22 protein-coding genes and 1 pseudogene are annotated in these 24,125 nt (G+C 71.1%); 10 read left to right on the top strand and 13 right to left on the bottom strand.

Annotation, left to right across the window (positions count from 1 at the left end):
• Positions 1 to 2,578 precede the first annotated feature (2,578 nt).
• Both PSD17_RS12725 and PSD17_RS12720 read left to right on the top strand, forming a co-directional pair.
• Positions 2,579 to 2,920 carry a DUF6247 family protein gene (locus PSD17_RS12725; protein WP_013678687.1) on the top strand — a complete coding sequence of 114 codons (342 nt, stop codon included), beginning with the start codon at positions 2,579 to 2,581 and terminating at the stop codon, positions 2,918 to 2,920.
• Positions 2,921 to 3,039: 119 nt separating this feature from the next.
• Positions 3,040 to 6,177: a Tn3 family transposase gene (locus tag PSD17_RS12720; protein WP_339122738.1), complete on the top strand. Its 3,138-nt coding sequence runs from the start codon at positions 3,040 to 3,042 to the stop codon at positions 6,175 to 6,177.
• Between the two features lie 52 nt (positions 6,178 to 6,229).
• On the opposite strand, the gene PSD17_RS12715 is transcribed toward PSD17_RS12720, so the two are convergent.
• On the bottom strand, positions 6,230 to 6,952 hold the full coding sequence (locus PSD17_RS12715) for a cation transporter (protein WP_013678689.1): 723 nt from the start codon (positions 6,950 to 6,952) through the stop codon (positions 6,230 to 6,232).
• A gap of 1 nt (position 6,953) precedes the next feature.
• Entirely contained in the window at positions 6,954 to 7,289 is a 336-nt protein-coding gene (locus tag PSD17_RS12710) for an ArsR/SmtB family transcription factor (protein WP_041763300.1), read from the bottom strand.
• Between the two features lie 192 nt (positions 7,290 to 7,481).
• Between PSD17_RS12710 and PSD17_RS12705 the strand changes: the two genes are divergently transcribed.
• Both PSD17_RS12705 and PSD17_RS12700 read left to right on the top strand, forming a co-directional pair.
• On the top strand, positions 7,482 to 8,150 hold the full coding sequence (locus tag PSD17_RS12705) for a recombinase family protein (RefSeq protein WP_013678691.1): 669 nt from the start codon (positions 7,482 to 7,484) through the stop codon (positions 8,148 to 8,150).
• 347 nt (positions 8,151 to 8,497) lie between these two features.
• Positions 8,498 to 8,812: pseudogene (locus PSD17_RS12700) on the top strand (MerR family DNA-binding protein); the annotation flags it as partial.
• 10 nt (positions 8,813 to 8,822) lie between these two features.
• Here PSD17_RS12700 and PSD17_RS12695 read toward each other — a convergent pair.
• From PSD17_RS12695 to PSD17_RS12665, 7 genes are all read right to left on the bottom strand, one after another.
• The gene (locus tag PSD17_RS12695) at positions 8,823 to 10,199 is read right to left on the bottom strand and encodes a dihydrolipoyl dehydrogenase family protein (RefSeq protein ID WP_013678692.1); all 1,377 of its coding nucleotides are present in this window, start codon (positions 10,197 to 10,199) and stop codon (positions 8,823 to 8,825) included.
• A 47-nt stretch (positions 10,200 to 10,246) separates the two neighbouring features.
• Positions 10,247 to 10,597, bottom strand: a complete 351-nt coding sequence (locus tag PSD17_RS12690) for a hypothetical protein (RefSeq protein WP_013678693.1) — start codon at positions 10,595 to 10,597, stop codon at positions 10,247 to 10,249.
• Between the two features lie 124 nt (positions 10,598 to 10,721).
• Positions 10,722 to 11,357 (bottom strand): vitamin K epoxide reductase family protein, encoded by a 636-nt coding sequence (locus PSD17_RS12685; RefSeq protein WP_013678694.1) that lies wholly within the window; start codon positions 11,355 to 11,357, stop codon positions 10,722 to 10,724.
• 81 nt (positions 11,358 to 11,438) lie between these two features.
• On the bottom strand, positions 11,439 to 12,398 hold the full coding sequence (locus PSD17_RS12680; protein WP_013678695.1) for a cytochrome c biogenesis CcdA family protein: 960 nt from the start codon (positions 12,396 to 12,398) through the stop codon (positions 11,439 to 11,441).
• On the bottom strand, positions 12,398 to 12,964 hold the full coding sequence (locus PSD17_RS12675; RefSeq protein ID WP_013678696.1) for a TlpA family protein disulfide reductase: 567 nt from the start codon (positions 12,962 to 12,964) through the stop codon (positions 12,398 to 12,400). The genes PSD17_RS12680 and PSD17_RS12675 overlap by 1 nt, the downstream gene beginning before the upstream one ends.
• Positions 12,965 to 13,086: 122 nt before the next feature.
• Entirely contained in the window at positions 13,087 to 13,386 is a 300-nt protein-coding gene (locus tag PSD17_RS12670; protein ID WP_013678697.1) for a hypothetical protein, read from the bottom strand.
• Positions 13,383 to 13,760: an ArsR/SmtB family transcription factor gene (locus tag PSD17_RS12665; RefSeq protein ID WP_013678698.1), complete on the bottom strand. Its 378-nt coding sequence runs from the start codon at positions 13,758 to 13,760 to the stop codon at positions 13,383 to 13,385. Before PSD17_RS12665 ends, PSD17_RS12670 begins: the two co-directional genes overlap by 4 nt.
• Positions 13,761 to 13,886: 126 nt before the next feature.
• On the opposite strand from PSD17_RS12665, the gene merA reads away from it, so the two are divergent.
• The 3 genes from merA to PSD17_RS12645 all read left to right on the top strand — a co-directional run bounded on the left by merA (position 13,887) and on the right by PSD17_RS12645 (position 16,784).
• A complete protein-coding gene (merA, locus tag PSD17_RS12660; protein ID WP_013678699.1) occupies positions 13,887 to 15,311 on the top strand; it encodes a mercury(II) reductase in 1,425 nt (474 codons plus the stop codon).
• Positions 15,312 to 15,346: 35 nt separating this feature from the next.
• Positions 15,347 to 16,447, top strand: coding sequence for an organomercurial lyase MerB (gene merB / locus PSD17_RS35365; protein ID WP_445261008.1), 1,101 nt, complete (start codon positions 15,347 to 15,349; stop codon positions 16,445 to 16,447).
• 172 nt (positions 16,448 to 16,619) lie between these two features.
• Positions 16,620 to 16,784 carry a hypothetical protein gene (locus PSD17_RS12645; RefSeq protein ID WP_013678700.1) on the top strand — a complete coding sequence of 55 codons (165 nt, stop codon included), beginning with the start codon at positions 16,620 to 16,622 and terminating at the stop codon, positions 16,782 to 16,784.
• 232 nt (positions 16,785 to 17,016) lie between these two features.
• Here the strand turns inward: PSD17_RS12645 and PSD17_RS12640 are convergent, their stop codons facing one another.
• A complete protein-coding gene (locus tag PSD17_RS12640) occupies positions 17,017 to 18,084 on the bottom strand; it encodes a tyrosine-type recombinase/integrase (RefSeq protein WP_013678701.1) in 1,068 nt (355 codons plus the stop codon).
• Positions 18,085 to 18,297: 213 nt separating this feature from the next.
• Between PSD17_RS12640 and PSD17_RS12635 the strand changes: the two genes are divergently transcribed.
• Positions 18,298 to 19,056 carry a hypothetical protein gene (locus tag PSD17_RS12635; RefSeq protein WP_013678702.1) on the top strand — a complete coding sequence of 253 codons (759 nt, stop codon included), beginning with the start codon at positions 18,298 to 18,300 and terminating at the stop codon, positions 19,054 to 19,056.
• Positions 19,057 to 19,623: 567 nt separating this feature from the next.
• Here the strand turns inward: PSD17_RS12635 and PSD17_RS12630 are convergent.
• Together PSD17_RS12630 and PSD17_RS12625 are read right to left on the bottom strand one after the other, a co-directional pair.
• Positions 19,624 to 21,039: an amidase gene (locus PSD17_RS12630; RefSeq protein WP_013678703.1), complete on the bottom strand. Its 1,416-nt coding sequence runs from the start codon at positions 21,037 to 21,039 to the stop codon at positions 19,624 to 19,626.
• Positions 21,036 to 21,287, bottom strand: a complete 252-nt coding sequence (locus PSD17_RS12625; protein ID WP_407692857.1) for a hypothetical protein — start codon at positions 21,285 to 21,287, stop codon at positions 21,036 to 21,038. The genes PSD17_RS12630 and PSD17_RS12625 overlap by 4 nt, the downstream gene beginning before the upstream one ends.
• A 250-nt stretch (positions 21,288 to 21,537) precedes the next feature.
• Between PSD17_RS12625 and PSD17_RS12620 the strand changes: the two genes are divergently transcribed.
• Positions 21,538 to 22,581: an LLM class flavin-dependent oxidoreductase gene (locus tag PSD17_RS12620; protein ID WP_013678705.1), complete on the top strand. Its 1,044-nt coding sequence runs from the start codon at positions 21,538 to 21,540 to the stop codon at positions 22,579 to 22,581.
• 39 nt (positions 22,582 to 22,620) lie between these two features.
• Here PSD17_RS12620 and PSD17_RS12615 read toward each other — a convergent pair whose 3' ends face one another.
• The gene (locus PSD17_RS12615; protein ID WP_013678706.1) at positions 22,621 to 23,385 is read right to left on the bottom strand and encodes a FadR/GntR family transcriptional regulator; all 765 of its coding nucleotides are present in this window, start codon (positions 23,383 to 23,385) and stop codon (positions 22,621 to 22,623) included.
• A 140-nt stretch (positions 23,386 to 23,525) separates the two neighbouring features.
• Between PSD17_RS12615 and PSD17_RS12610 the strand changes: the two genes are divergently transcribed.
• The gene (locus PSD17_RS12610; protein ID WP_013678707.1) at positions 23,526 to 24,065 is read left to right on the top strand and encodes a MaoC family dehydratase; all 540 of its coding nucleotides are present in this window, start codon (positions 23,526 to 23,528) and stop codon (positions 24,063 to 24,065) included.
• The last annotated feature ends 60 nt before the right edge of the window (positions 24,066 to 24,125 follow it).

Below are 24,125 nucleotides of genomic sequence, written 5' to 3'. Positions count from 1 at the left end.
AGATCATCCGCCCTGGCGTGTCTACTCCCGCCGCGTCACCAACCTCCGTAGGTGGGACAGCTAGCACCTGCGTGTTGTCGCCAACAGTGCCACACTGGCAGGACTGCGGGGCGACGGTCCGGGACACGGCGGTAGCTCGTGTCGGCGGCGGATGGGAGCTCGGGCTTCGCCCATCCAGCCACGTCGCGGGGACTGCCGGGCCGTGACGGGGGGTAAACGGCGTTTAGCAACGCATCCCGTTTCGGAGTCCGGTCCCGCGTCGTCGCGGGCCACCAGTCGTGCGGGAGTTGTGAGCCAGGGTGGGGACGGCCTCGGGCGGTGGGCGGGCAGCTACCTCGGTCGAGGACCGCGAGACGGGCCTGGGCGCGGGCGCGTCGTACAGCGAGCGGGCCCGGCGCGATGGGTCGACGGGCAGTCAGGCGGATTCTGTTGGTGATCCGGGATTCCTTTCCCGGCTCACGCTCGGTTAGAGGTTCGGCGCTGCGGCGTCCTGCTCCGCCAGCCTGCCCAGCCGCACGCCGATCGCCGCTAAACGCCGTTTATGCGACGGCGGCGAGGGTCGTGTGGTCCGGGTGCGGGGACCGGCGGGAAGGCCGCGGGCGGTGAGTGGCTGCGTGAGCGCCGCGCAGCGACGCGTCCTGGGTGTCGTAACCGCAGGCTGCTCCGGGCAGGGAACCCAGCGCTCTGCCGCCGTGTCCGTCACGGACGCAGTTCCGCATCAAAGCCGGCGTTGCCGAGGACGTGGCGCGCAGGAGACGCACGGAGCCCCGTCGACAATCTCGGCGGCGCCGGCAGCCCACCGGAGGGCGGACGAACCCGGCTGTCGTCCGTGGCGACGACGCTGCCGGGCAGTAAACGTCGTTTACTCGCCGGCCGCAGAAGACGGCGCCCGCCGATGCGTCCCCTGGCGGCGCACGCCGCGAGGTCGTCGGGCCCACCGGGCCGGCAGGACGGATGCCACCGAAGGCTCTGTCCTCCCGAGTCCTGCCATCGGGAGGGTCTGGACCGCATTCACCCGACGGTCCCGTCCACCCCCGACGCCCAGCAGACCGTCGGCGCCGGCTCGTGGTCACCATCGACGGATACCGGGAGCCCGCCATGCAGTGCCGTGCGGCGCCTGCGGACACCCACCAGGGTGCCCGGGGCGGGACTCCGCTGTTCCACGACAGAGCCGGAGGGCAACGTGCGATGGTCAGCAAGGGCCGGGATAAACGACGTTTACCGGCAGCGCGCACCGGTACCGCCGGGGCGGTGCAGGCGGAAACGCTGAGGGACGCCGCGACGCCTCTGACGCGACGAGGGCGCGATGACCAGCCAGGGTGTTGCGAAGAGCGACCTGGGTACGCCCGCCCCGTAAAAAGGGCCGCGGTGGCCGAGGCCCCCGCTCCGACGGCCAACTGGCGAACTCGCCTGCTGCTGCTCACTCGCCGCGCACGCCGAGGCCGCAGCCCCCTGTCCTTCCGAATCCGCGGCGCCAGGCACTCGACATCAACATTCCACCGTTGACCGTGCCCCCGTCCATGAGGCACGAGCAGGGAGGCGGGGGCGTGCTGCCCAGGCCCGTAAACGGCGTTTACCCGCACCCGCGCGCGGCCGGCTGGCCCCGCGTGTGGCACGGAGCGCCTCTCGCTGAGGGCTCACGCGTCGTCGGCGGGGGCTCGCGGATCGAACCTGGCGCGTGCCGCGAGTTGGGCCGCAGTGCCCGCCCGGGCGGGCGGGCTAAACGGCGTTTACGGAGCACCTCCCTGACCCAATGGTCGTGGGCGGCCCGTACAGCGCGCCAGCTCCCATCCGCGCGAGGCTCCCACAGTCGCGGCGAGGTCATGCCGACCGGGGCACGACCCCACCACCTCTGCACGCGCTGGCCCCTGCATGCCCTCCCGCCCGAGCGGAACCGGGGTCGGATGCTGCCCGCCAGTCTGGCTGGGGAACGCGGCCGCACTGCCCGCCGGAGCGCCGGTCGATGAACGCCGTTTACCGAGCGGCGCCGCCCGTGGCGCGTGCCGTCAAATCGCCCGACACCGCAACCCTCGAATGCCACAACCCCTGACCCCGGCGTGCTTGGCACGGTACTGCCATCGTCGACCGTCGAGTCCGAGGTGCAGGTGGTCTGGGCCGGAGTGTGTGGCCTGTCCTGGGCGCCGTGCGGCCGGCGCTAAACGGCGTTTACGGCCAGGGCTCCGGAGTGCACCGCTAAACGGCGTTTACTGCGACCCCACCACCGTGTCGGAACGGAGCCGGTCGCGAGCACCGGCGAATCCGGTCAACCGGATCGGCGTGTCGCGACGACGTTACGTCGCGCTACCGCGGCGCAGCGGGGTATCCTCTCCTACGCAAGGCGCCCCTTCTCGGCAGGTTGGGGAAATCGCTTCGGTTCGCCGAGGCACCGGCGTCACGGAGTTCGTGCTGGGCATCCGTGACGTGGAGAGCTAGACGGGACAGCCCCCGGCCAGGAGCTGTCCCGTCCTCTTTTGTGAGTTCTGGATTTCGAACATTTGTTCGATCATGTGGGGTCTTCCTACCTCGACTGCAGCGGAGAAGGGCGTCGCGATCCGCCGCGACTCGCTCCGCTGAACCCGTGACGGCAGCCTGGTCCTACGGCGCGCAACCGCCGGGTGGTGATCCGCTGCGGCCGGGCGCGGCGCCCGCGGCGATCCGTGCGGCGCTGCTGGAGGAGGACCGTCCCCGGTTCGCTGCGGCCCACGAGCGGGCGCTCGGGGTCGCCCGGGAGAGCCTGGAGCTCACCGAGCTGTTCCGGTGCCTGGAGCACTGGCGGCGGCTGGCGCTGCTGCAGCGCGACCCGGACCGGTTCGCCTCCATCGCCCGGCGCGCCGCCGAGCGGCTCACCGGCGACCCGGTCCCGGCCGACGAGCCGCTGGCCCAGACCTGCCGCCGCGCCGGCCTGTACGGGTGTGAGTAGCTGAGGTACAGGAAATCCCGGTGAGAACGATCATGGTCGGCTAGCACACCGGCTGGAGGCTCCGCGGGGGTTCCCGGAAAGATCGTTGGACGGGCGTCGGTGCTGGCTACGGTCCAGCCGTGCCGGTGGAGTTCTTAACTGATGAGCAGGCCGAGGCGTACGGGACGTTCACTGAGGTGCCCACGCGCCCGGAGCTGGAGCGGTTCTTCTTCCTCGACGATGACGACCGTGATCTGATCGCGCTGCGTCGTACGGACGCGCACCGGCTTGGGATGGCGGTGCAGATCTGCACGGTCCGCTACGTCGGCCGGTTCCTGGGCGAGGACCCGCTCGCAGTGCCGTGGGAGGCCGTGGAGTACCTCGCCGGGCAGCTCGGCATCGCGGACGCCTCGTGCGTGAAGCGGTACCGGGAGCGCCGGTCGACGGTCTACGAGCACGCGGCGGAGATCCAGGAGCGGTTCCAGTACCGGGACTTCACCGACCGGCGGTGGGGCCGGGAGTTCCGCGGTTTCCTGTACGGGCGGGCGTGGACGCACGCCGAGGGGCCGGTGGCCCTCTTCAACCACGCGGTGACGTGGCTGCGCAAGAACCGGGTGCTGCTGCCGGGCGCCTCGGTGCTGGCCCGGCAGGTGTCGGAGGCCCGCACGGTGGCCGAGCGGCGCCTGTACGAGGCGGTGACGCGGGCCGCGCACCGGGCCGATCCCGCGCTCTCTCCGACGCTGGCCGGGCTGCTGGTGGTGCCGGAGGGCAAGCGGGTCTCGGAGCTGGAGCGGCTGCGGACGCCGCCGGTGAAGTCGACGGGAACCGCGATGGTGCGGGCCATGGAGCGGGTGGGGGAGATCTCGGCGTTCGCGCTGGGCCGGGTGAACCTGTCGCGGGTGCCGGTGAACCGGCTGTCCACGCTGGCCCGGTACGGGCAGCTGAGCAAGGCGCAGACGATTGAGCGGGCGCCGGAGCCGCGGCGGACCGCACTGCTCACGGCGGTGGTGCGTCAGCTGGAGGCGCAGGCGGTCGATGACGCGCTGGACCTGTTCGCGGTGCTGATGGCGAACCGGCTGATCAGCCCCGCGCGGCGGGCCTCGGAGCGGGAGCGGTTGGCGATGCTGCCGCAGTTGGAGAAGGCGGCCCGCATCCTGGCGAAGGCGTCGAAGATCCTCACCCAGGAGCTGGACCTGGTCGCCGAGCACGACGCGGACCTGGACGTGGCCGCGCTGTGGGCGGCGGTGGAGGAGGCGGTGCCGCGTACGGCGGTGGCCGGGGCGGTCGCGACCGTCGAGGCCCTGGTACCGGAGGACGACGGGTCGGCTGAGGCGGCGATGCGGGAGAAGCTGGCTCTGCGCTACAACACTGTGCGCCCCTTCCTGGCGCTGCTGGGCGAGTCGGACGCGCTGGACGCGGCCCCGGCCGGGCGGCGCCTGCTGAAGGCGGTGCGCCGCCTGCCCGCGCTCTCGCGCCGGCGGGTCAAGGACCGGCCGCTGCTGCCCCGCGAGGTCGACGCCGAGCTGGTGCCCGCGATGTGGAAGCGGGCGGTGTTCTCGAACACCAAGCTGCCGCAGGGCGCGGTCGACCGGGACGCGTACGTGGTGTGCGTGCTGGAGCAGCTGCACCGCGCGCTGAACCGGCGCGACGTGTTCGCCGCCCCGTCGAACCGGTGGGCCGACCCGCGCGCGAGGCTGTTGGACGGTCCGCGGTGGGAGGCAATGCGCGGGGACGTGCTGGCGGGCCTGTCCCTGACCGAGGACGCGGGCGAACACCTGGCCCAGCTCACCCGGGGGCTGGATGCGGCGTGGCGGCAGATGGCCGACCGGCTGGCCGAGGCCGGCGACGACGCGAAGGTGGAGATCGTCGTCCCCGAGGGCGGGGGACGTGCCCGCCTGTCGGTGGACAAGCTCGGCGCGGTGGGCGAACCGGAGTCCCTGACCTGGCTGAAGGCCACCACGGAGGCGATGCTCCCCAGGATCGATCTGCCGGACCTGTTGTTCGAGGTCCACTCCTGGACCGGGTTCCTTGACTCCTTCAGGCACGTCTCCGACCGGCGCACCCGCATGGAGGGCCTGCTTGTCTCCCTGGTCGCCCTGCTGGTCTCGCAGAGCTGCAACATCGGCCTGACCCCGGTCATCGATCCGCAGAGCAAGGCGCTGACCCGCTCGCGCCTGTCCCACGTCGATCAGAACTATCTGCGAGCCGACACCATCGCCGCGGCGAACGCCGCGCTCATCACCGCCCAGTCCGCGATCGAGCTGGCCCAGATGTGGGGCGGCGGGCTGCTCGCCTCCGTCGACGGCCTGCGCTTCGTCGTCCCCGTCAAGAGCATCAACACCGGCCCCTCGCCGAAGTACTACGGCTACAAACGCGGCGTGACCTGGCTCAACGCTGTCAACGACCAGGTTGCGGGGATCGGTGCGATGGTCGTGCGCGGCACCCCGCGCGACAGCCTCTACACCCTGGACACCCTGCTGAACCTGGACGGCGGGGTGAAGCCGGAGATGGTGGCGACCGACAACGCCTCGTACAGCGACATGGCCTTCGGCCTGTACAAGATGCTCGGCTTCCGCTTCGCCCCGCGCTTCCGTGACCTCTCGGACCAGCGGTTCTGGCGGGCCGACCTACCCGACGGCGAGGGGCCGGCCGCCGGGTACGGGCCGCTGGAGGCCGTGGCCTGCAACAAGGTCAACCTCAAGCGGATCGCCACGCACTGGCCGGACATGCTCCGGGTGGCCGGGTCGCTCATCACCAACCAGGTCCGGGCCTACGACCTGCTGCGGATGTTCGGCCGTGAGGGCCACCCCACCCCGCTCGGTGCCGCGTTCGCCGAGTACGGGCGGATCGACAAGACCATGCACCTGCTCGCCTTGGTCGATCCCGTTGACGACACCTACCGGCGGCTGATGAACCGGCAGCTCACCGTGCAGGAGTCCCGCCACCGGCTCGCCCGCGCGATCTGCCACGGCGGCCGGGGCCAGATCCGCCAGGCGTACCGCGAGGGCCAGGAGGACCAACTCGCCGCTCTCGGCCTGGTCCTCAACGCCGTGGTCCTGTGGAACACCCGCTACCTGGACGCCGCCGTCGCACAGCTCCGCGCGGAGGGCCACGACATCAAGGATGAGGACGTCGCCCGGCTCTCCCCGCTCAAGGACCGGCACATCAACTTCCTGGGCCGCTACCTGTTCAACATCAAGGCCAGCGGCCCCGGCCGCGGACTGCGCCCCTTCCGCGACCCCGACGCCGCCGAAGACGGCGAGGACGAGGAAAGCTGAGGGCCCCGGCGTCGGTCGACGCCGGGGCCCTGTGTGAGTGCGGGCAGTCAGGTCAGTTGCAGCAGTCGCAGCCCGGCTGGCAGCCGCACGCGTCCTCCTTGGCGCCGGCGGACGGCACCACCGCAGCGCCGGTGGGTGCGCAGCATCCCTTGCCCTGCCAGGCGTCGCGGCCTTCCTTGAAGGCGATGGCGGCGATGACCAAGGCGGCGATCGGGTCGGCCCAGGACCAGCCGAGGGTGGCGTTCAGGACCAGGCCGAGCAGCAGCACGGCCGACAGGTAGGTACACAGGAGCGTCTGCTTGGAGTCCGCGACCGCGGAGGCGGAGCCGAGTTCCCGCCCGGCGCGGCGCTGGGCGGCGGACAGGAACGGCATGATCGCCAGCGACAGGGCGGCGATGACGATGCCGGGGATCGACCGCTCTGCCTCCCCGGTGCCGGTGAGCGCGCGGACGGCGTCGACGGAGACGTACGCGGCGAGCGCAAAGAAGGAGACAGCGATGATCCGCAGGGTGCGCTGCTCGCGGGCCTCGCGTACGGCGTGGTCGCGGGCGGAGAACTGCCAGGCGACCGCGGCGGCCGAGGAGACCTCGATGACCGAGTCGAGGCCGAAGCCGATCAGCGCGGTGGAGGAGGCGAGGGTGCCCGCTGTGATGGCGACGACCGCCTCGATGACGTTGTAGGTGATCGTGGCCGCGACCAGCAGGCGTATCCGCCGGGCGAGGACGTCGCGGCGGGCCGGGGAGGGCCCGAGGGATATCGATATCTCGGCGGCCATCTCAGCAGCAGCCCTTCTCGTCGGCGTCGACGCACGTCCGGTCGGTCTCGACGGCCACCACGGCGGTGCGCAGGTCGTCGAGTGCGTGGCCGAGGCGTTCGTCGGCCAGTTCGTAGCGGGTGCGGCGGCCGTCGGGGACGGTGACGGCCAGGCCGCAGTCGCGCAGGCACGCGAGGTGGTTGGACAGCCGGGTGCGGGAGACGCCGAGGGCGTCGGCGAGGTCGGCGGGGTAGGCAGGGGCGTCGCGCAGGGCGAGCAGGATGCGGCAGCGGATCGGGTCGGCGAGCGCGCGGCCGAACCGGGCCAGCACCTCGATGTCGGAAGCAACAGTCAGCACACCACGACAGTACATCTCATCCTGAATTCAGGAAACCTTGGATCGTTTCGACGGTGCCGATCTTCAAAAAACCTTCGTTTATTGACGATCATGAAACCAATCCGCACGGACCCCGGATCGCCTTCAAAAACTCCTTCAAAAACCTCGGTGCTTCAACAACCTCCGATCACCGTTTCTTGAGAAGATCCGGGGGTGAGCGCGCCCCTGAAACCCTCCGAACTCCTTCTCGCCGAACCCGCCGTACGCACCGACATCAAGATCGGTTACGCCCGGGTCTCCACCGGCGGGCAGAAACTCGACCGCCAGCTCGACGCGCTCAACGCGGCCGGCTGCCGCCGGATCTTCGCGGACAAAAAGTCCGGCAAGAACGACCTGCGCCCCGAGCTCAAGGCGTGCCACGCCTTCCTCGCGAGCGGGGACACCCTCGTCGTCCCCTCCCTCGACCGCTACGGCCGCTCCCTCAAAGACCTCGTGACGATGGTCGCTGAGCTGCGCGAGCAAGGGGTCGGCTTCACCTCGCTGCACGAGAACCTCGACACCACCACCCCGGGCGGGCGCCTGATCTTCCACGTCTTCGCCGCCCTGGCGGAGTTCATCCGCGAACTCATCGTCGCCGGCACCAACGAGGGCCTGGCCGCCGCCCGCGCCCGCGGCCGCACCGGCGGACGCCCCACCGTCATCACACCCGAGCTCATCCGCGCGGCCCGCGACATGCTGCCCAACCCGGAGAACAGCATCGAGTCCATCGCCAAGCTGCTGGGCGTCTCCGCCGGCACCCTCTACAACCACATCCCCGACCTGCGCGAACTCCGCACCTCCCGCGTCCCGCGTCAACTGGAAGGCAGCACCGGCCCCGCCTGACCGAGCCCGATCACCGGCGGGGAATGTCAGCAATCCAATTCGGCCGCGGCCTTGAGTACCTGCCGCAACTGCTCCGCCCCCGGCACACCTGCAAGGCCGTCCGGAGTGCGGTACACCCGGCAGATCAGTCCCGGGACGCGCCCCTGCTCTGCGAACGGTCGCGCCCGTCGACCAGGATGGTCGGCGAGCCGGTGAAGCCGATCCGCTCGGCCTCTTCCTGAGGGTCAGAGAGATTCGGCCGAAAGGGATAGTAGGGCTTCTTGAGCGTGTCGGTGGCGGGGGGCGAGGTACGCCCTGTGGTGCAGAGGTAGGTGCCGTCCGCCGGGGTGAGTACGTAGACGGTCCGGTTCTATGAGCACGTCGGGCTGCTGCCCGCGCCGCCGCGCACCTCGTCCGGTTACCGGGACTATCCGCGGCAGGCTGTGACTCGGCTGGCGTTCGTGCGGGCCGCGCAGAGTGCCGGGCTGTCGCTCGCCGAGATCAGTGAGGTCCTGGCCGTCGTGGACGGCAGCGCAGCCCGGCGCGGGCAGGCCGCTGTCATGCTGAACGAGCATCTGCGCCGGGCCGAGGAGCGCATCGAGGAGCTGGCCCGGCTGCGGGCGGCACTGCAGCAGCTCGCCGTCTCGGGCGAACTCGAAGCCCTGGGCGGCACCCCGTGTTGACGCGCGCGGGTCAGGTGCCGATCTCTCGGTGGACGCCGCCGGCGGCGGTGTTGACGCCTTCGGCGAGGGTGGGGTGGATGTGGATCGCTCGGGCGATGTCGGTGTAGGTGGCGCCGCAGGTCATGGCGATGACGGCTTCGTGGACGAGGTTCCCGCCGTCGGGGCCGGCGATGTGGCAGCCCAGGATGCGGTCGGTGGCGGCGTCGACGACGAATTTGATCAGGCCGCGGGTGTTGCCGATGGCGCGGGCCTTGACGACTCCGGTGAAGTCCTGGCGGCCGATGAGGACCTCGTATCCGGCGGCGCGGGCGGCGGGTTCGGTCAGGCCGACGGAGCCGACCTCGGGGTCGGTGAACACCGCGTGCGGCACGACGCGTTTGGCGGTGGTGCGGTCCTGGCCGCGGTAGGTGGTGCGGTAGGCGATGTCGGCGTCGTCGCGGGCGGTGTGGGTGAACATCGGCCCGCCGCGGATGTCGCCGAGTGCCCAGACGTCCGCGGCCTGGGTGCGCAGCAGGTCGTCGACGGGCAGGAACCCCTGCTTGTCGGGCTCGAGGCCGAGGTGTTCCAGGCCGAGGGTGTCGGTGTTGGGGGTGCGGCCGGTGGCGATGAGCAGGTGGCTGCCGGTGATCTCGCCGGTCTCGCCGCCCTGGCAGCCGGCCCGGATGTGTCCGGGACGGCCCTCGACGGCAGTGCAGGTGGTGCTGGTCAGGACGGTGATGTTGTCGGCGGTGAAGCCGTCGGTGACGGCGGCGGAGATGTCGGGGTCCTCGGCGGGCAGCAGCCGCTCGGCGCGCTGGATGAGGGTCACGCGGGAGCCGAAGCGGGCGAACATCTGGGCGAACTCGCAGCCGACGTAGCCGCCGCCCACGACGATCAGGTGCTCGGGTAGCTCGGTGAGGTCCAGCACGGTGCGCGAGGTGTAGTACGGGGTGGTCTCCAGGCCGTCGATCGGGGGGATGGCGGTGCGCAGACCGGTGACCAGGAAGATCTTGTCGGCCTCGATGTCGGTGTGGTCCACGCGCAGCCGCCTCGGTGCCACGAAGCGCCCCTCGGCGGGATAGAAGTCGAGTTGCTCGGCGCGGCCGACCGTCTTGTAGGAGCCGGAGCGGATCGTCTCGACGATGGCGTTCTTGCGGGCCACGACGGCGGCGAGATCGACGGTGGGGGCGGTGGTCGTCACGCCGAACTCGGCGGCGCGGCGCACCTGGTGGGCCACCGCGGCGGAGGCGATCATCGTCTTGGTGGGGATGCAGCCGCGGTTGAGGCAGGTGCCGCCGAGTTTCTCCTTCTCCACGAAGGCGACCCGGCCGTGCCGTGCGGCGCGCAGCGCCATGGGGAGTCCGGCCATGCCGCCGCCGATCACCAGAGTGTCGTACCGCTGAACCATCAGAAGGCTCCTTTCGTGCTTTCCGCCTGGCCGAATGGATTCGGGGCTTAGCTTGTGTGGTCTGGGGTGTGCGGGCGTGAGGCGGGGGTCTGTTCGGGTGATGTGCGGCAGCCGCGGCGGGTGGTGCGGCGGTGCAGGAGCCATGCGGCGGTGAAGAGTACGGCCGCGGCGGTGAAGAACGGCCACACGGCGGGACCGTGGGTGACGGCCCCGGCGGTTCCGGCGGCGGCTCCCGCACCGGCAGCGGTCAGGACCGGGGTGCCGCAGCACAGGCCGATCATCGCCAGCCCGGTGCCCAGGGCCGTGCCGAGGGCCCCGAGCGCGGCGAGGGCGGCCGTCAGCAGGTGGCCGAGCATCCGGCGGAGCCGGATGAGGGCATTGGGGGGCGCCGTGCGCATCGACCGGGCTCCAGGGCTGGGCGGACGGGGTGAGGGTGTGGCCGGCTGCTGCCCGGGGGGTGCGGCAGCCGGCCACCCTCCCGGCCCGACGGGGGGGCGGGGCCGGGGTTCTGGGGAGGAGGGGTCAGGCCCACAGGGCGCTGCCCCACTTGGTGAGGATGAGCACCGCGATGGTGCCGATCCACAGCACGGGCACCGTCCAGTGGAACTCGGCCACGGCGCGGCGCACCTGGTCGGGGGCGGGGATGAGCCCGTGTTGGATGTTGTGCACGGTGGTGTACCAGAAGATGAGGATCGTCACGGCCCATACGAGGGTGCACCACAGGCACAGCGCGCCGATGGCGTACAGCGAGGAGTACTGCAGCCAGGTGATGAAGCCGATACCGAAGACGGTGCCGGCCTGCAGGCCCCACCAGTGCCATCGCCGGTAGCGGGCGCCGGCCAGCAGTCCGGCGCCGATGGCGATGACGGCGGGGAAGGCGACCCAGCCGATGAAGGGGTTGGGGAAGCCGAAGGTGGATGCCTGCCAGCTCTTCATGATGTTGTTGCAGGACAAGACGGGGTTGATGCTGCATGCCGAGACGTAGTTCGGGTTGGCGAGCAGCTTCATCTTGTCGTGGGTGAGCACGGCCGAGGCGAGCAGGCCGAGCAAGCCGCCCAGGATCAGCAGGAGCGCGAGGAACCGGTCGGCGCCGATCGTGGCGTGCGGGCTTCTCCGCTCGGCCGGAAAGGCCGTGTCGCGGGCTGCTGTCGTGGTCATGGGTGGTTCCGTTCCGGCAGTCGCCCGCGGCCGTGGGCTTGGTCTGTTCCCGGCCGCGGCGGGTCTGGGCGTGGGCGCGGGTCAGCAGCAGTGGCCGTCGCTGTCGCGGTCGGTGGCGGCCGGTGTGAGGACGGGCTGGGGCGCGCAGCAGTCGTCCGCTGCAGCGGCGGAGGGGGCTGTCCCGGAGGGAGTGGAGTGGGGGGCCGGCTGCCGTGTGCGGTGGCGGATGGCGGCGGCCGCCACGGCGAGGACGACCACCAGGGCGGTCACGGCGATGGCGGTGGTGTGGCCCTGGATCCAGGCGGTGGCGGTGGCGGAGAAGGTGGCGAGGCCGCCGCCGGGGGCGGCGGTGGTGGGGCCGCCGGTGGCAGCGGGGTACCAGTACCAGGCCAGGTAGGCGCCGGTGAGGACGAGGATGGCGGCGGTGATGCGGGTGCCGTGCCGGGCCAGCGTGGTGATCTTGCGGGTGAGGGCGGCGCCCGCGGCGGCGGTGGTGACTGCGACGAGCAGCAGGACGGCGGCCGATCCGGCGGCGTAGGCGGCGAAGACCGCGAGGAGTCCGCCGTAGCTGGCGGTGGCCTGGGCCTGGGCGATGACGGCGAGCAGCACGCCGAAGGTGCAGGACAGGGACGCGGCGGCGTAGCCGACGCCGAAGGCCGCCATGCGCCGGGCGGTCGGCGGGCCCGCCGACTGGCGGGTGCCGGTGGTCAGGTGCAGCCGCAGGCTGGGTGTGCGGCCGGTGAGCATGACGGCGCCGAGGAGCAGCAGGAGGATGCCGGTGGCCAGGCCCAGCCAGGGGGCGGCTTGGATCAGGGCGCGGGCTCCGGCGCTGACGATGAGTCCGGCGGCTGCGAGGGTGCCGGCGAAGCCGAGGGTGAGGGCGGCGCCGGAGCGCAGAGCGCGGGCGAGGCGTACCGGCACCGGGGAGGTGTCGTTCTCGCCGAGGGCGGCGGTGATCCAGGCGGGCAGCAGGGCGAAGCCGCAGGGGTTGACCGGGGCGAGCATCCCGGCGGCGAAGGCGAGGGCGAGCAGGCCGTTCATCACGCGCCTGCCTTCTTCAGGGCGTCCTGGATCTGGTCGGCGGAGGGGTCGGTGGCCCGGTAGGTGACCTTGCCCTGCGGGTCGACGACGATCAGTGTGGACAGTGCGCTCACCTGGTAGCGGAGCGAGAAGGTGGCGCCCTTGTCGATGGTGGCGGGCAGAGTCGGGGCCTTGATGTAGTCGAGGAACTGCCTGATCGTCTGCTTCGACTCGCTCGGGTCCATGTCCACCGCGAGGAAGTTGGCTTTCTTCCCGGCCTTGTCGAACGCCTGGGCGGCCTTGTCCAGGTTCTTGGCGCCGCCGGCGCACTCGCCGCAGCCCACCGAGAAGAAGAACAGGGCGGAGGGCTTGTTCGCGGGCACCGCCAGCGTGGTGTCGTCGAGGAGGGTGACGGTGTCCGCCTTGGCAGAGGCATTGCCACTGCTGGCGCTCGTACCGGAGGTGTTCGCCTTGGTGTCGGTACCGCAGGCGGACAGGGTGAGCGCAGCGGTGGCAGCCGCAGCCAGAGCCAGGGTGGTACGGCGGCGCAGGCGGGTGCGGCGGGCGGTGGGGGGCGGTGAGGTCATGGGTGGTGCGGGCCTTCCTCGAAAGGCCGGGACTGGACGGGTGGTCCCGGTCGGCAGGGAGCGGATGGGGGAGCGCGGCGGTGGCCGGCAGAACGGGAGGCGGGGAGCCTGTGCCGACCGGGTCAGTGCTTGCGGAGCAGGTCGCCCTCGTGCGGGTCGGTGCGGGTGGCCGGGGGGCAGCAGGCATCGCCGTTGCCGGTGCGGCGGCGCAGCCACCAGGCGAGAGCGCCGGCCATCAGGACCGCGGCCGGGGCCAGCAGCCAGGGGCTGACCAGCACCCCGCCGAGTCCGGCCAGGGCGCCGCTGGCCAGCAGTACCGGCCCGGCGCAGCAGATGATCGACAGCAGGGCGACGCCGACCACGGCGAGGGTGCCGAGCAGGCCGCCGCGGCGGTCACCGGGCTGGGTGGGCGGAGGCGTCATCGCTGCTCTCCCTCTCCGGGGATGCGGGTGCAGCAGTCCAGGGCGGCGGCGTTGTCGGCGGCCAGCGACCGGGCCAGCATGACCAGATCAGCGACGCGGGGGTCGCCGACGGAGTAGCGCAGTTTCTTGCCGTCCCGGCGGGCGCTGACGTAACCGCAGTCCACGAGACAGGACAGGTGGACCGACACCCGGGGCTGGGAGATCCCGGCGTGCTCGACGCACTCCGCGCTGGTGCGCTCGCCGCGCTGGATGAACTCCAGCAGCTTCAGCCGGGTGGGGTCCGCGAGCGCGCGGAAGAACCGGGCCGTGGTGTCCAGGTGTGTGCACGGCACCTCGGCCGTGGCCGGGGATCCGGCAAGGACAGGGGTATTCATGGGCAGGGCCTTTCCACCAGCAGCTATTTGCTTACCCGCATAGTAAGGTGGCCATCTGCAATACGGCAAGGCGCATAGGAATGGGTCCGGCGTGCGGCGCTGGACCCCACTGAGGGAGGTAGTGCTGTGCTCCAGGCACACACCGGTTACGACCTGGCGATCATCGGCTCGGGCGCCGGCGCGTTCGCCGCGGCCATCGCGGCCCGCAACAAGGGCAGGAGCGTGGTGATGGTCGAGCGCGGCATCACCGGCGGCACCTGCGTGAACGTCGGCTGCGTGCCGTCCAAGGCGCTGCTGGCCGCCGCCGAGGCCCGTCACGGCGCCCAGGCGGCGAGCCGGTTCCCCGGCATACAGGCCACCGAGCCCGCGCTGGACTTCCCCGCGCTGATCGGCGGCAAGGACACGCTGGTGGGACAGCTGCGGGCGGAGAAGTACACCGACCTGGCCGCCGAGTACGGCTGGCGGATCGTGCACGGCACCGCCACCTTCGCCGACGGCCCCGTCCTGCAGGTCGCGCTGAACGACGGCGGCACCACCACCATCGAGGCCGCCCACTACCTGATCGCCACCGGCTCCGCCCCCACCGCGCCGCCCATCGACGGCCTGGACCAGGTGGACCACCTGACCTCCACCACCGCCATGGAACTCCAGCAACTCCCCGAGCACCTGCTGGTCCTCGGCGGCGGCTACGTCGGCCTGGAGCAGGCCCAGCTCTTCGCCCGCCTCGGCAGCCGGGTCACCCTGGCCGTCCGCTCCCGTCTGGCCTCTTGGGAAGAGCCGGAGATCTCCGCCGGAATCGAGGACATCTTCCGCGAGGAGGGCATCACCGTCCACACCCGCACCCAGCTCCGTGCGGTCCGCCGCGACGGCGACGGAATCCTCGCCACCCTCACCGGCCCCGACGGTGAGCAGCAGGTGCGCGCCAGTCGCCTGCTGATCGCCACCGGACGACGGCCCGTCACCGACGGACTCGGCCTGGAGCGGGTCGGGGTGAAGACCGGCGAGAGCGGCGAGGTCGTGGTGGACGAGTACTTGCGCACCGGCAACCCGCGCATCTGGGCGGCCGGAGACGTCACCGGCCACCCGGACTTCGTGTACGTCGCCGCCGCGCACGGAACCCTGGTCGCCGACAACGCCCTGGACGGCGTCGAGCGCACCCTGGACTACACCGCGCTGCCGAAGGTCACCTTCACCAGCCCCGCCATCGCCTCGGTCGGGATGACCGAGGCCCAGCTGACCGAGGCCGGTATCGCCCACCAGACCCGCACCCTGCCGCTGGAGAACGTCCCCCGAGCCTTGGTCAACCGGGACACCCGCGGGCTGGTCAAGCTCATCGCCGAACGCGGCAGCGGGAAGCTGCTGGCCGCCCACGTCCTGGCCGACAGCGCCGGCGACATCATCACCGCCGCCACCTACGCCATCACCGCCGGGATGACCGTCGACCAGCTCGCCCACACCTGGCACCCCTACCTGACCATGGCCGAAGCGTTGAAGCTCGCCGCCCAGACCTTCACCTCCGACGTCGCCAAGCTCTCCTGCTGCGCCGGCTGACCCACCCCACCCACCACCGGAAAGGACCCGCGCCCATGGACTCCCAGGCCCAGCAGCTCGCCACCCGGCTGACCGCCGCGTTCAACGGCGGCGGAGCCGCCAGCGCCCGCCCCTGGCTGTGGCGCCCGCTCCTCCAACTTCTCGCCCAGGGCCGACCCGTGACCGTCGAGCAGATCGCCCAGGCCACCGGCCGCACCCCCGACCAGGTCCGCGGGGCCCTCGCCGCCAACCCCGACACCGAATACGACGAGAGCGGCCGGATCACCGGCAGCGGCCTCACCCAGAACCCCACCCCGCACCACTTCGAGGTCGACGGGCGCAAGCTCTACACCTGGTGCGCGCTGGACACCCTCATCTTCCCCGCCGTCCTCGGCCGCCCCGCCCGCGTCACCTCCCCCTGCCACGCCACCGGCACCCCCGTCCGCCTCACCGTCGAACCGGACCAGGTCACCAGCGTGGAGCCGACCACCGCCGTCGTCTCGATCGTCCCGACGCCCCGGCCTCCATCCGCACCGCCTTCTGCAACCAGGTCCACTTCTTCGCCACCCCCGACGCGGGCAAGGACCGGCTCGATCAGCACCCTGGCGCCACCGTCCTGCCCGTGTTCGAGGCGTACCGGCTCGGCCGACCCCTCACCGAGGCGCTCCTCACCGGCGACACGCCGCCCGGCTGCTGCTGAATCCCGTCCCCGGACGGGCACCGGCCGTGTGACACAGAGCCCGAGCCGCCCCGGGCGACCTGCGGAGATCCACTCCGGCGGTTGGGGCGACTCGGCAACGTTCTGTGTCACATCGGTCCGCAGGGGCACCGATCACACACTCAAGATCGCGCTGCTATCCATTCCGGCCGTATCTCGGCTGACCCTCCGGTTCTGCGAACGGGTCGCGTCCGTCGACCAGGATGGTCGGCGAGCTGGTGAAGCCGATCCGCTCGGCCTCTTCCTGCCCCGTGACCACGCGGGTGGCGAACCCGATGTCGCGCAGACCAATATCGTCCAGCGCTCGCCGCAGCAGGTCGGCCGCGGGCTCCTCGCTCGGGCAGTCCGGCACGACCAAGACCTCGATGTTCATGCCCTCAGGACCGCGCTCATCGCGGCATTGTGGCTTTTGGCCTCACCTTGGCTGAACCCCAGGTAGGCGAACCCAAGCAAGATCAATCTCACCGGGATTTCCTGTACCTCAACTACTCACACCCGCTGTAGCCCGGCGGCGTCGTCGGGGTGTACCAGGTCAGCGTCGATGCGCAGTCGCGCGCCCAGATCGAGGCCCTCCCGCCGGGGCGCTGGCGGCCTTTGCCGAGGTGCGCGCGATGCTCGAGCTGGCGCCGTGGGGTGGCGAGTCGCTCAACCTGGCCAACCCGGACGCGCCGGTGCGCACCCTGGCCTTCGGCGCCGCCGGCGAGGGCCTGGTGACCTATCTGATTCTCGAGGCGCAACGCCGGGTGGACGTGCTCGATGTCCTCTGGCTTGGGTGAGCGAGCCCCGGCGGGCCGGTCTCGACCTCTCGGGGAGACCGGGCCGCGCCCGGTGACGGCACCTGCCCGCCCCGCGGGTCGGTGGCGGAGCCGGACCGGCCGATCGGTGCTCGCGGCCGGCACGGAGCGGCACCCGCCGGTTCGGCGGCAGTGGCAGGCGGGTCGCGGCGGGTCGCGGAGGACCGCCCCAGTCCCCGCTCGTTACCGGCCGCCGGCGTTGCGGGCTCGGTGGCTAGAGGCCGAGGGTGCGGCTGGGGTTGTCGGTCCAGACGGTGCCCTCGTCGATGTAGCCGCGCATGGCCGCGGGGGAGCGCCAGCGGCCGTGGCGCATCAAGGCGATCTCGGCGGTGCCGGCCCGGTAGGCGGTGGTGGCAAACCCGCGGCGCAGGGAGTGCCCGGCCCAGTGCCCGGGCAGCCCGGCGGCCCGGGCCCGGTCGCTGATGATCGCGGCGATGGCCCGGTCGCTGAGCCCGCGGGTGGCCAGATGCCCCCAGCGGTCGATGCCCACGAACGCGCTCCCCGCGCGCGGGGTGGGGGGTGCGGGGGCGGGGTGCCCGCCGCGGTCCGGGACGGGCTGGCTGGGGTGGCTGGGGTGGCTGGGGTGGCGGTGGTGCAGCCAGGCCTGCCAGGCCCGGACCGGGCAGGTGTCGGGGTGGGTGCCGTAGGCCAGGCCGCGGGTGTGCCCGGTGCCGGTGGGGTCGGTCTTGGAGGCGGCGATGAACACCCGCAGCCCGTCGGTGTCGAGGACCAGGTCGGCCAGGGTGAGCGCGGCGAGCTCGCTGCGGCGCAGCGCGCCGGCGAACCCGATCAGGATCAGCGCCCGGTCCCGGGCGTCGCGGGGCTGGTCGGGGTCGAGCGGGGCGAGCAGGGTGCGCAGCTGGTCCGGGCCGGGGGCGGCGACCCGGTGCGGGCGGGCGCGGTGGGTGCGCCGGATGCCGGCGAGCACGGTGCGCACGGCGGGGTCGCGGGTGGGGGAGGGGTGCCCGGCCAGGTCGTGGGCCACGGCCAGGGCCGAGCACCAGCGGGCCAGCGTGCTGGGGCGGTGGCTGGCCGCGTGCGCGGCCAGATACGCGGCGACGGTCGCGGGGGTGGCGGGCAGCGCCGGGACGGGTGGCGACTGGGCGGTGCACCAGCGCTGAAACCGGCGGAAATCGGTGCGGTAGGCCTGCCAGGTCCGCGGGGCCCGGGCCGCGGCCGCGTATCCGGCCGCCCCGTCCCCCAGAGCCACCGGCTCGAGCGGCGTCGCGCCGGCGGGCAGCGGCACGAGGGCGGGGGAGGGCCGGGGAGACGCGTCGCTCATCGAGCCCCCTGGCCCCCTCGGTCGTCGCCGAACCTGTCATAACCGCGCGCGGCCGCCGTCGCGCCGGTGCCGCGTCGGCGGCGGGAAACCGGGCGATCCTCACTTCCGCTAACTGAACATTATCGGAAGCCATCGAGCCCGTTCCTAACATCCCGCGGGGGTTCGTCGCGGCGCTGCCAACTGCCCGGTTTTGCGTCTGTGAAAATCTGACGCGTGGCCACGCCCCCGAAAATTTCGGCCGTCGAGCGGGACGCGGCGATCGCCCGGATCGACCGCCGGCACGCCCGCATCGACGATCCCCGCCGGTCCGAGCTGGGCACCGACCCGCGCGACGTGCTCGAGTTCGTGCTGAACCGGGGCCCGGTCGGGGTGCCGCGCTGGGTCGCCGCCGCCGACCACGCCGACGCCCTGGTGCTGTGGACCTGGTGCTGGTGGGAGGACCGGCGCACCGAACGCCGGCTGCTCCGGCAGGGCCTTTCGGCGGGGCTGTCCCTGGCTGACCTCGGCGCGCCGCTCGGGATCACCACCCGGCAAGGGGTGCGCGACCGGCTCGACCGGCTGAGCGGGTTGCTCGAGTACGACCGCCCCGACGAACAACTCACCCGCACCGCGCGGCGCGAGCACCGGGCCCGCGATGCGCGGCAGGCCTGGATCGACGACCACCGCGACGAGGTCCGCGCCGTACTGCTCGCCCTGCTCCTCCAGGCCCGCCGGGTCCTCGGTGACGGCGGGAACGCCGAACACACCGCTCACCCGGACCAGTGCGCGTCCCACCCGGCGCAGGAATGGCTCGACGAGGTCGACGCCGACTACTCCGATGACGCGCTCACACCCGCCACCCTGGCTGCCGCCGGGCTCGTGGTCGCCGAGCTCCGCTCAAGCGACCCCGTTCTCAGCCTGGACCGCCACCACCGAATTCACGGCACGTTGCGCGCCCTCGACACGCTGCGGGCTCGTCTCGCCGCGATATGAGGTACCCCCCGGCCGGCCGGCGTCGCGCCGCCGGGGCTCGTCGCGCGGTCGTCTCCGACCAGCGACGGCGCACGCGGAGGCCGCGGAACCCTTCTACCGACGTCCCGCGGACCGGCCCGGAACGGCGTGGGCACCGTTCGCGGCCCCTTCGTGCAGGTTCGAACAACCCGGCGGTCGAGCCCGCTGCGGGGTGCAGCGCTGCCGAGCGCTGCCGAGCATCGGGCTGCAGCGCCGGTCCGGTACCGGAGCCGACGGGTGGGAGTCGGGCGGCGACGACCAGCCGGAGGCCGCGCAACGCGCCCTGACGCTGTCGTGGACACGGTCGACTCCGCGGATAGCCCGACGTCGCCGCGAGAGGGGCAGGGGCCCGGGCAGGCCAGTGCCTCGGCCCCCGGGGCGCCGGAGGCCGTTCCGGCCCCGCGGGCAGCTGCAGCAGCAGGACCACCGCGGCATCAGATCCGGGACGGCTGCTCCTCACAGCCGCGCCGGGCGTTCGTGCAGCACACGCTGGGTACGACGTGCACGAGGACCCAACGACGGTGTGGCGACACTCGCTGCCCCCGGACGCTAGGACGCGGTTTCCCGTTCGAGCAACGGGGGCAAGGCGCAGTGGCTGTCGGTCAGTTCCTGGAAGCCCAGCGCGAGGGTCAGGGCAACGTCTTCCCGGAACGGCGGCGCGACGAGTTGAACGGACGTCGGGCAACCTCCTTCGTCGAGCCCCGTTGGCAAGACCAGGCCCGGCACGCCTGAGAGGTTGCACAACATCGTGGAGCGCGATTGCGCCTCGTAGAGCGGAAACTTTCGACCGTTGATGTTGACGGTAAGTTCGTCCAGGTTGGGGGCGGTGGAGGGAGCGGCGGGCAGCGCGATGACGTCGACGTCTCGGAACACGTCGCTGAGCTCCAGCTGTAGTTCATGGCGAAACTGCAGAGCACGCAGGTAGTCGGCGGCCGAGGTCAACAGGCCGGCGTGCATCCGCTGCACCAGAACGGGGTCGTAGTCCTTGAGGCGGCTGGCGTGCTCGGCATGTGTCACCGCGGCCTCGGTGAACAGCACCTGATAGCCCACCGTCTGTGCAAGCTCCGCCGACGGCAGACGGACGTGCTTGGTCTGGGCGCCTGCTTGTCGGAGCACGTCGACGAACGCGTCGTATCCGGCCCTCACTGCGTCGTCACAGACTTCGAAGAAGAAGGTGTCCGGAATGCCGACCGTCACGTTCTTCGGGGGCCAAACGGCGTCGCGTCCCTGCGTCGGGTAGGGCTGTGACCGCGGGTCGCGGCGGTCCTGACCTCTGATGATCTGGAACAGGCGAGCCGTGTCCGCTGCGCTGCGCGACATGGGTCCCACGGTCTCTGTGGTCGGGGACAGTGGGACGGCCCCGGTACGAGGGACAGCGCCGTGCGTGGGCTTGAGTCCGGTGAGTCCGCACCACGCCGACGGGATTCGGATCGAGCCGCCCGCGTCGGAACCGATCGAGATCGGGTAGTAGCGGGCCGCCAGGGCGGCGGCGGATCCGCTCGAGGACCCTCCGCTCCATCGAGCGGTGTCCCAGGGGTTACGGACCGGCCCGTTCAACGGGTTCCACGGCCCGCCGATCGCGAACTCGGTCGTGCCCTCCTTGGCGACCAGGACGGCTCCGGCGGCTTCTACTCGTCGGACGACCGTGGCGGTCTGTGTGGCGATGCGGTCTGCGTGGAGCCGCGAGCCGGCTGTGGTTCGTTCACCGGACACGTCGAAGACGTCCTTGACGCCGAAGGGGATGCCCTCCAGCGGGCGGGGCGTGCCGGCTGCCCACCGGCGCGCCGCCTCTTCGGCAGCTCTGTCGGCGCGTTCCGCTATCACGGTGACGATCGCGTTGAGCGTCTCGTCGTAGGCGGCAATTCTTGCCCTGCTTGCCGCGAGGACTTCGACCGGGTTGGTGTCGCCATGGGCGTATGCGTCGAGAAGGGCGTCGATGCCCAGGGTCGCGACGTCGGCAGTCACTGCTCACCGTCGCTGTTCGAGTCGGGGACGGAGCTGTCGAGGGCACCCGGGCGCAGCCAGGCGTCCCCGAGCGCGTGGTCGGTTCGACCGGACATCAACCTCACCGGGCGCGCGCGGAGTACTTGATACGTCGCCTCGTTGGACGCAACGGCAGCTGCCAGCTCCTCGGTCTCCTTCGGATCGAGGTTCCGCCCGAGGCGTGCCGCGCGAGCGGCCACAACAGGAACTGCGAGATCGCTGTCGTCCATCAACACCGTGCGTCCTCCGAACAGGTTGGTGCGTGCTCGCCGGTGCTCTGACGAGCACCAGCGGGCTCCTTGTCGGAGGAGAGCGTCGCCCACCGGTCGTCTTGACGTCAATATGTCAGACCTTTAAAGTCCGTCCCCACCAAGGCATGGTCGCCTCGGGTTCGCGGACGAGTCGGTTGAGGCGGGGCGGTCGGTGAGCGACCAGCCTCCCTGACCACGCGCCGCGGGTCCCACTCGACGGGAGGGCTAGATGAAGCTCGGACTCTTCATGCCGACGATGAACAACGGGTGGGTGTTCTCCACTAACTCGCCACAGTTCATCCCGGACTGGTTCCTGATGGAGCAGACGGCCCTGAAGGCGGAGCATTACGGCTTCGACTTCCTACTCGCGCCGGTCAAGCTGCGTGGATTCGATGGCCCGACCGAGCCGTGGAACCACACACTCGACTCTTTCGCGGTAATGGCGGGCCTCGCCGTCCGGACGACTCGTCTCAAGCTCTACGCGTCGGTGGCGACCCTGACGACGCCGCCGCCGTTGTGCGCGAAGCAGGCCGCGACGATCCAGGACATGGCAGGCGGGCGATTCGGCCTGAACATCGTCACGGGTTGGGAGAAGCCCGAGTACACCCAGATGGGCATCTGGCCGGGCGACGAGCACTTCTCCAACCGCTACGACCACGCGACCGAGTACGTGAAGATCATGAAGGAGCTGTGGGAGACCGGCCGCTCCAACTTCAAGGGCCAGTTCTTCCAGATGGACGACTGCATGCTCGGCCCCAAGCCGAAGCATCCGATCGAACTTGTGTGCGCGGGGGGCTCCGATCGAGGGATCGAGTTCTGCGCCGAGCTGGGCGACTATCAGTTCCTGATCGGCAAACCGGAGGTCGCCGACCTGACCGCGCAGTCTGGACGTCTCCAGAAAGCGACCGCAGCGAGCGGTCGTCGGGTCGGCGCCTACCCGCTGTATACCATCGTCTTGCGGGACTCCGTTGCCGAAGCGGAAGAAGCGGTCGAGAGCTGGCGTCAGAACCAGGACTTCGAGGCCGTTGCCAACATGATGGGGATGGCCTCTACCGACACGTCGACTGACGAGGCGTCGACGAAGCACATCATGCTCGGATCCGACGGCTTCATGTTCACCATCGGGCGGATCGTGGGCGATGCGAAGACCGTCGCGGACAGGCTCAGGGAGCTGAGTGCCGTCCACGGTGTGTCCGGGATGATGCTGACGTTCCAGGACTATCTGACCGACATCGACCGCTTCGGCAAGGAAGTCATCCCGCTACTGAAATGACAGCCGTACTAGTCTGCTCGGTCCGGCAGTCCGCCCGCTCTACCAGGACCCGGCGCGTTGGTAGAGCGGGCGGAGGTCATTGAGATGGTTCCGCATTTCCTGCTCGGCCGCGGCCGGGTCGCCCGCGGCGATGTGCTGGGCGATAACTCGGTGGGACTCGTTGGCCTGATCCCACTCTGCGCTACTGACGACCTCGGCTCGGTGCAGTCGAGTCCGCAAAACGTCAGCGACCGGCTGCCCCATCATCGTGAACAGTAGATTTCCGGTCGCCATGAGGATCGTGGAGTGAAAGTCGAAATGTCCGGAGAAGCTCCTGGGGTCCGATGGCTGCCGTGGAGAATCCGCGGCAGCGAGCACGGCGCTGATCGTGTCGGTATCGGCGCGCTCGGCCGCAAGGCGTGCAGCCATCGGCTCAAGGAGAAGCCTGGCTTCCAGGAGATCGTCGAGATGCAGGCGCGGGGTATCCACCAGGATCCCGAGGCTGGCCCCCAGCGCGGCCACGCTCCGCTCCGGGTCGGGTGTGGACACGAAGGACCCGCCCGTCGCTCCACGCCGGGTCTCGACCAGATTCTGACTAGCCAACACCCGCAGCGCTTCGCGGATGGTGCTGCGGCTGACCCCGAAGGCCTTGCAGAGCTCGGGCTCACTCGGAAGTCGGTCACCACTACCGAGCTGGCCGCTGACGATTTGCGTGCGTAGCTCATCGGCGATCTGTTGATATGCGGGGCGGATCCGCTGCACACGCAGGTGCACCTTGCGGCCCGTCGCGGCGGGCGCAGCGTCGCCGGTGACATGTCCTGCCATTTGACCAGCCACAACTCCAGACGTCGACGGCGCGCGGCCATCGTACGTCGCAGGTTGATCCGGGGCCGGCGTGGGACCACTTTCGCCGCGTGCGGCGGCGACTTCATTATGTCAGACATATGACCGTTCAGGGAGTTGTGATGCCAGGGCTGCGTGAAGGCTGGACCGGCCGGTTCTACGAGGACTTCGAGGTCGGCGACGTCTACCAGCACCCGTTGGGCCGCACGATCACCGAGACCGACAACACATGGTTCACCCTGCTGACGATGAACACCAACCAGGCGCACTTCAACGCGCAGGTAGGGGAGTCGTCAGAGTTCGGACGGATGCTCGTTGCGTCACCGTTGACGATCGCGATCGCGATAGGGCAGTCCGTGGTCGACACCACACAGAACGCGTTCGCGAACCTGGGCCTGGACGATCTCAAGCTCACGGCGCCGGTGTTCGCCGGCGACACGCTGTGGTCGGAATCGATCGTGCTCGGCAAGCGGGAGTCCGCGAGTCGACCGCAAGCCGGGATCGTCACCATCAGGACCCGGACGTTGAACCAGGATGCGACGGAGGTGCTCAGCTTCCGTCGCACGTTCTACGTGCACCGACGTGGCGCACAGAATGCCGCGCCGTCGTTTCCGCAGGCGGCGAAGCCCATGACCCTCGACGATGAGCCGGTGCGGGTGTGAGGCCGTTGGAGGATGTCCGGATCATCTCCCTGGAGCAGTACGGTGCCGGGCCGTTCGGGT

This window comes from Pseudonocardia sp. D17, from assembly GCF_036984265.1.
GTDB classification, from domain to species: domain Bacteria; phylum Actinomycetota; class Actinomycetes; order Mycobacteriales; family Pseudonocardiaceae; genus Pseudonocardia; species Pseudonocardia benzenivorans.
Note: the sequence above shows the minus strand (reverse complement) of the source record. Positions and strands in the feature narration are given on the sequence as shown.